Raw genomic sequence first — 6,071 nt, forward strand, 5'->3', positions numbered from 1 at the left:
TGAGCGCGCTGGTGGCGTGCCCCTTCACGGCTTGCTGCAAGGTCGTTAGCGTGCGCTCATCCACCACGCCGGTCGGCGTCAGCCCTTCCGCGGCCTGAAAGGCCTCGACGGCGGCCGCGGTGATGGGGCCGTAGGTTCCTGTGATGGCGTAATTGAAAAATCCGAGGGCCGAAAGCGCCTGCTGCAGCGCGATGACTTTGCTTCCCTTGTCGCCCTCCTCAAGCACCACCGGATCCGCGGTGGCGACCGTCCGAACCGTGGTCCGTCCAGTCGCCGACGTCACGCGCGTGGTGCCAGTGTGAGCGGACTTGGTGGATTGCACCTTGGCCACGGTGGCCACGGGGCTCTTCGCGACGGCGTGCCATATGGCAAACATGCCTCCAAACGACACGGCGGGCACGGACCAGGACAATGCCGTCAGCCACCGGTGCATCTTCCGCTCGCGCGCGAGCTTGGCAAGCTTTTTGTCCTCTGGCGTCATGGTCGAACCTCCTGCCATCTCGTCTTCATCCGCAGTGTTCCATGCCGACCTTGAATTTTCATTGGAGCCGTTCGCTCGGGGGGAAACGCATGACCATGATGGCGCGTGGGCCGTCGCGCGGATGCGCGGCGCGCAGGTGTACAATGGACGCAAGGGTGACGTCGGGAGGGAACGCCCATGGAGGGGCTCGTGTTGATTGAGGTCTGCGCCAACAATCGGCTGGCAGCGCACGGGCTCGACGGGCTGGCGGAGCGGGTGCCAGGCGCGACGGTGCTCGAGACCGATTGCGTCAACACCTGCGGCCTGTGTCAGGTGCACGCCTTCGCCTACGTCAATGGCAAGCTCGTGCACGACGCTGATCCTCTGCGCTGTATGGCGAAGATCGAGGACGAGGCGCGCGCAGTCCTTCGCTGGCTCACCTCGGGCGAGGACGAAAAAAGCGCGCCCTAGGGCGCGCTGAACGCTTCGTCTTTGTTATTCATGATGCCGTGCCCGGCGAAAGATTTGCCTGCGGTTGCGGCGGTAAAGGAAGCGGCCGAGATCGAGCGCGAGGGCGATCTTGCCGAGTGCTTCGAGGATGGGCTTGAACGTCCACCACACCGTCAAGGCGACAAAGGCAATCACGCCGAGAAACACGGCCACAACGGCCAACAGTGCGATGAGGACGATGGTCGCCACGTGCATGGCCAACACCTCGCTTTCCGTTCGCTGCGAGCGAACGAGCTATCTCTATTGTACCTCTTCCAGTAGAAGACACAACCCGCTCGCTTCGGGCGGCACGATGGGGGCAGGACCATGGCAACCATTCGCGTGGACAAGTGGCTCACCACGGCAGGATACGGCACGCGCAGTGAGGCGAAGAAACTCTGTCGCGCCGGACGCGTGCGCTTAAACGGCGAAACGGTCAAGGACGCGGCGAAGCACGCGGACCCGGCAGTGGACGTGCTCGAGGTGGACGGCGACAGGGTGCCCTATGAGCCGCTCGTGTACTTCATGATGTACAAACCGCCTGGTTACGTGTCCAGCACCAACGACCCGCGCGATCCCGTCGTGATCGAGCTCTTGGATGAGGAAGACATCTGGCGGGACGTGTTTCCGGTCGGGCGCCTCGACAAGGACGCCGAAGGGCTCCTCTTGCTCACCAACGACGGCGCGCTGGCTCACCGCCTGCTCGCGCCGAAGCGACACGTCCCCAAGCGGTACTTCGTCCGCGTGCGAGGCGCGCTCGGCGAGGACGACGCGCGGGCGCTCGCCGAGGGCGTCGTGCTGGACGACGGGTACAGGGCGATGCCGGCCGAGCTTGAGATTGTGCGATCCGGCGCGGAGTCGGAGGCCGTTATCCAGGTGTACGAAGGGAAATACCATCAGGTGAAGCGGATGTTCGCCTCGCTCGGCAAGCGCGTGACGTTCCTGAAACGCATCAGCATGGGCCCCTTGTCGCTCGATCCGTCGCTTGAGCCGGGCGAGTACCGGCGGCTGACGGAGGACGAGATCGAGGCGCTGCGCGCCTACGATGGAAGAGGCGAAAGATAGGCAGCTTTTCGAAGCGAACGCGAGGTTCGCGTGGTACACTTAAGAGAAATCCTGGTCAGGAAGAGCATGTCTGTGGAGGTGCGGACGATGGATGTGGAAGATCAGTTCCGCAAGATGGTGGACTTGGGCATTGGGATCATCACGTATAGCAGCGAGAAGATCGCCGAAGCGGCCAGGCAGTGGGCCGAGGAGAAGCGGATGACGCCCCAGCAGACCAAGGAATTCGTGCAAGAGTTGGTGGAGCGCGGGGAAAAGGAGCGCGCGGAATTTCAGAACGCCATTCAGGAGGGCGTGCAGCGCACGCTGACGCGGCTTGGTATTCGGGAGGACCAAGAGGCGCTGAGGGCCGAGATCCGCCAGCTTCGGGCGATGATCGAGCGGCTGGACGCGCGCGTGGCGGAACTCGAGTCTCGACTCAGCAATTCCGGCGAATCGCAGGCGTGAGCCAAGGTCTGTCGGCGCCACCGTTCGTTTCGCGCAAAGGAGTGGACCATGGTCGGAGGACACATGCTCGGCAGGCGGGTGCGCCATCTGTCTCGCTACAAAGACATCGCGCAGATCCTGGTCGCGAACGGCTTCGGCTGGTTCATCGACGAGATAGGGCTGGTGGATCTCCTGTCTCTGCCTCGCCGGCTGTTTTCGGGGCGCGAAGATCGGGAGTCGCTGTCGACCTACGAGCGCGTTCGGGTGGTGCTCGAGAAGCTCGGGCCCACGTTCGTGAAGCTGGGGCAAATCGCGAGCCTTCGGGCGGACGTGTTTCCGCCCGAACTCATTGAACAGCTCGCCAAACTCCAGGACGACGTGCCGCCCGTGGCGTTTGCCGAAGTCCGAAAGATTGTGGAGGACGAGCTCGGCCAGCCGCTCGACGAGATCTTCCGCGCGTTCGACGAAGAGCCGGTCGGATCGGCGTCCATCGGCCAGGTGCACCGCGCGGAGCTGCAAAATGGCGACGAGGTGGCGGTCAAGGTCCAGCGCCCGGATATTCGGCGGAAAATTGAGATTGACCTCGACATTCTCATGGACCTCGCCCGGCTGGCCGAGCGGCACTTCGAATGGGCCGCGTACTACGAGCTGACGGGTGTGGTGGAGGAATTTCGCCACACCCTGCTGAACGAGCTCAATTACACCGTCGAGGCGCACAACGCGGATCGCCTGCGGCGCGTCCACGAGGGCGATGCCTACGTCCGGATTCCGGAGATCTATTGGGAATACACGACGCCGCGCGTGCTCACGATGGAGTACGTCCGCGGAATCAAGCTCCAGCACCGGGACGAGCTCGTCGCAAAGGGCTATCGGACGGACGAGATCGCCCGGCGCGTGACCCACGCCGTGCTCACGCAGATGCTCGTGCACGGCGTGTTTCACGCGGATCCGCATCCCGGCAACCTCGCGGTGCTGCCCGACCACAGCATCCTGTTCATGGACTTCGGCATGGTGGGGCGGCTGTCGGCCGACATGAAGCAGCATCTCGCTGGGCTCGTCATCGCGCTGATGCGCCGCGACACGCGCGCCATTCTCCGCGTGCTCAACCGGATGGGCGTGGTGCCGCACGACATTGACGAACACCGGCTGTACCGCGACGTGGATCACCTGCGCGAAAAGTATTACGAGATTCCGCTGACGCAAATCAGCCTGGGCGAGGCGGTGAGCGAGCTGTTCGCCGTCGCCTATCGCCATCGCGTCCGCATTCCGGCCGATCTCGCCCTCGTCGGCAAGGCGCTCGTGACCATCGAGGGCGTCGTGGAGGGGCTCGATCCGTCCTTCCGCATCCTCAACATCGCCGAGCCGTTCGGCCGCGCCTTGCTGAAAGAGCGCGCGCGACCGCGCCACCTCGCCTCGTATCTCGCCCGCGGCGCCGTCGAAGGGCTGGAGTTTCTGAGCGACGTGCCGCGCCACGTGATTGACATCCTGCGCCACTGGCGACAAGGAAAAATCCGCATCGAGCTCGAAATGGCTGAATTGGACGCGCTCACCCGGCAGTTGGTGCGCATCGGGAACCGGCTGTCCTTCAGCATCACGCTGCTCGCGTTCAGCATCTTCATGACGGGGCTTTTGATCGCGACGGTGCTGAAGAAATCGCCCGCGGGACTTTGGACCTTTCCAACGACCGAGGTCGGCGTGGCGGTGGGCCTGTTCCTGCTCTTTCTGCTGATCCTTTCGATCTGGCGTTCAAACAAATGAGCGAGGAGCGATAGGCGGTGCGAGAGATCGAAGTGTTTCAGGTGGATGCGTTCACCGAAGAGCCATTTGCGGGCAATCCGGCGGGGGTCGTGATCGACGGAGGGGACTTGCCGCGCGCTCTGCGCCAGCGCATCGCACGCGAGATGAACTGCTCGGAGACGGCGTTCGTGTATCAATACGAGCGGGACAAGTTCCGCTTCCAGTACCACACGCCGGAGGCGGAGGTGGATCTCTGCGGGCACGCCACCATCGCCGCGCTCCATCTGCTGCGCGAGCGGAAGGACATCGTGGGGGAGATTGTGGCGGAGACGCGGGCGGGACTATTGCCCATGCGAATCGACGAGGAAGGACCCGTGTGGATGCGCCAGGCGGAGCCCAAGTTCCGCGAGGTGCAGGACGACGTCCGCGCGGCGCTCTTCGCCGCGCTCGGCCTTCGCGAAGGCGAAAGCGTGCGCGAGCTCCCCTGTGCGCTCGCGTCGACCGGCATCTGGCAGGTCATGGTTCCCGTCAAATCCCGCGACGCCCTGTTTGCCCTGGAGCCCGACGCGCTGCGCCTGCGCGAGGTGTCGCGGCGGCTTGGCGCCATCTGCGTGCACGTGTACGCGCTTGATCCGGCCTATCCGTCCGCGGTCGCCGTAGCGCGCGATTTCGCGCCGGCGGTGGGCGTGGCGGAGGATCCACACACCGGCACCGCGGCGGGGGCGCTCGCGTGCCTCCTGGTCGATCGCGGCGTCGTCCCTGCGGGCGAGATGGCGTTTGAGCAGGGTGCGAATCTGGGGCGCCCAGGTCTCATCCTCGCGCGCGTCGAGCCGGGCCCTCCGATGCGCGTGTGGGTGGGCGGTCACGCCGTCACCGTGCTTCGAGGCGAGATGCGCGTGGCCAAGTAGAGGCGGGGCCCGCGCAGCGCACGGGCCGGCCTAGCGCTCGTTCGGCCCGATTCGCCGCCTTCAGCTGCGGCTGACGCGGCGCACCTCCTCGCCGTAAAACCGCCCGATGGCCCGCATGGCCGCTTGCATCGCGGCCGCCGGCTTCGGCGATCCTTCGTAGGCGGAGAGCGCCTCCCCCTCTTCTTCCTTGACGCGCGCCGTGATCCGCACGCCGTCACCGGCTTCGTGCACCGCAATGGACAGGGCGCGCGCATCTTGCCCAGGGTGCGAGAAGAGGAGCCTGACGCCACCAGGGATGGGATCGCACGACAGGCGGCCATCGAAGCTCGACGCGATGTCCGCCGCCTCTCGCACGGCCTCGACGCACGATTTCCATGCTTCCGATGGGGCAAAAGGTGTGCTCATGGCCTGGTTCTCCTTCACATGTGGCGTGATGGGACGGGCATATTGTAGACGATCATCGCAGAAGAACAAGGGGGTGGCAGGGTGCAGAGAGGTGTCATTCGCGCTGTCCATCCGAATGGCAAACAAGGGGTCTTGCGCGTGCAAGGCGGGTGGGATTTGCTCTTTGACGCCACGGATTGTCCCGGACTGGGGCAGGTCCGCCCGGGCGACCACGTCGCATTCGATGTCATCGAGACCCCACAAGGGCCCGTGGCATACAACCTCGTTCGACGGCCGTGAGCGACCATGTGGTGGCTCGGGACGGAATCGAACCGCCGACACGAGGATTTTCAGTCCTCTGCTCTACCGACTGAGCTACCGAGCCACGTGGTTGCGGGGGCAGGACTCGAACCTGCGACCTTCGGGTTATGAGCCCGACGAGCTGCCAACTGCTCCACCCCGCGTCGGGATGCTTCATGCAGTGGAGAAACGTGCGCCCAGGCGCAGCGAAGCCTGGGCGCTCTCTGGTGACCCCAGGGGGATTCGAACCCCCGTTACCACCGTGAAAGGGTGGTGTCTTAACCACTTGACCATGGGGCCGAGCT

9 protein-coding genes and 3 tRNA genes are annotated in these 6,071 nt (G+C 64.8%); 6 read left to right on the plus strand and 6 right to left on the minus strand.

Going from position 1 to position 6,071, the window contains the following annotated elements:
* On the minus strand, window positions 1-481 hold a 481-nt coding region (locus AS26_RS12940; RefSeq protein ID WP_169793508.1), incomplete at its 3' end, for a peptidoglycan-binding domain-containing protein.
* Between the two features lie 177 nt (window positions 482-658).
* On the opposite strand from AS26_RS12940, the gene AS26_RS12945 reads away from it, so the two are divergent.
* The gene (locus AS26_RS12945) at window positions 659-931 is read left to right on the plus strand and encodes a YuzB family protein (protein ID WP_062310377.1); all 273 of its coding nucleotides are present in this window, start codon (window positions 659-661) and stop codon (window positions 929-931) included.
* Between the two features lie 24 nt (window positions 932-955).
* On the opposite strand, the gene AS26_RS12950 is transcribed toward AS26_RS12945, so the two are convergent.
* Window positions 956-1,165, minus strand: coding sequence for a hypothetical protein (locus tag AS26_RS12950; protein ID WP_062310380.1), 210 nt, complete (start codon window positions 1,163-1,165; stop codon window positions 956-958).
* 111 nt (window positions 1,166-1,276) lie between these two features.
* On the opposite strand from AS26_RS12950, the gene AS26_RS12955 reads away from it, so the two are divergent.
* From AS26_RS12955 to AS26_RS12970, 4 genes are all read left to right on the plus strand, one after another.
* The gene (locus AS26_RS12955) at window positions 1,277-2,014 is read left to right on the plus strand and encodes a pseudouridine synthase (RefSeq protein WP_062310383.1); all 738 of its coding nucleotides are present in this window, start codon (window positions 1,277-1,279) and stop codon (window positions 2,012-2,014) included.
* Window positions 2,015-2,101: 87 nt separating this feature from the next.
* Entirely contained in the window at window positions 2,102-2,458 is a 357-nt protein-coding gene (locus tag AS26_RS12960; RefSeq protein WP_245629786.1) for a phasin family protein, read from the plus strand.
* Between the two features lie 48 nt (window positions 2,459-2,506).
* Window positions 2,507-4,195: an ABC1 kinase family protein gene (locus tag AS26_RS12965; protein WP_062310389.1), complete on the plus strand. Its 1,689-nt coding sequence runs from the start codon at window positions 2,507-2,509 to the stop codon at window positions 4,193-4,195.
* 17 nt (window positions 4,196-4,212) lie between these two features.
* A complete protein-coding gene (locus tag AS26_RS12970) occupies window positions 4,213-5,082 on the plus strand; it encodes a PhzF family phenazine biosynthesis protein (protein WP_062310392.1) in 870 nt (289 codons plus the stop codon).
* A gap of 60 nt (window positions 5,083-5,142) precedes the next feature.
* Here the strand turns inward: AS26_RS12970 and AS26_RS12975 are convergent, their stop codons facing one another.
* Window positions 5,143-5,487 (minus strand): hypothetical protein, encoded by a 345-nt coding sequence (locus AS26_RS12975; protein WP_062310395.1) that lies wholly within the window; start codon window positions 5,485-5,487, stop codon window positions 5,143-5,145.
* Window positions 5,488-5,568: 81 nt separating this feature from the next.
* Here AS26_RS12975 and AS26_RS12980 point away from each other — a divergent pair, with 81 nt between their 5' ends.
* Window positions 5,569-5,766, plus strand: coding sequence for a hypothetical protein (locus AS26_RS12980; protein ID WP_062310398.1), 198 nt, complete (start codon window positions 5,569-5,571; stop codon window positions 5,764-5,766).
* 9 nt (window positions 5,767-5,775) lie between these two features.
* Here AS26_RS12980 and AS26_RS12985 read toward each other — a convergent pair.
* The 3 genes from AS26_RS12985 to AS26_RS12995 all read right to left on the minus strand — a co-directional run bounded on the left by AS26_RS12985 (window position 5,776) and on the right by AS26_RS12995 (window position 6,066).
* Window positions 5,776-5,851 (minus strand) — tRNA-Phe (locus AS26_RS12985).
* Between the two features lie 3 nt (window positions 5,852-5,854).
* Window positions 5,855-5,930: transfer RNA gene (locus tag AS26_RS12990), tRNA-Met, on the minus strand.
* A gap of 61 nt (window positions 5,931-5,991) precedes the next feature.
* Window positions 5,992-6,066: transfer RNA gene (locus AS26_RS12995), tRNA-Glu, on the minus strand.
* Between the last annotated feature and the right edge of the window lie 5 nt (window positions 6,067-6,071).

It is taken from the genome of Alicyclobacillus sendaiensis NBRC 100866 (genome assembly GCF_001552675.1).
GTDB classification, from domain to species: Bacteria; Bacillota; Bacilli; order Alicyclobacillales; family Alicyclobacillaceae; genus Alicyclobacillus; species Alicyclobacillus sendaiensis.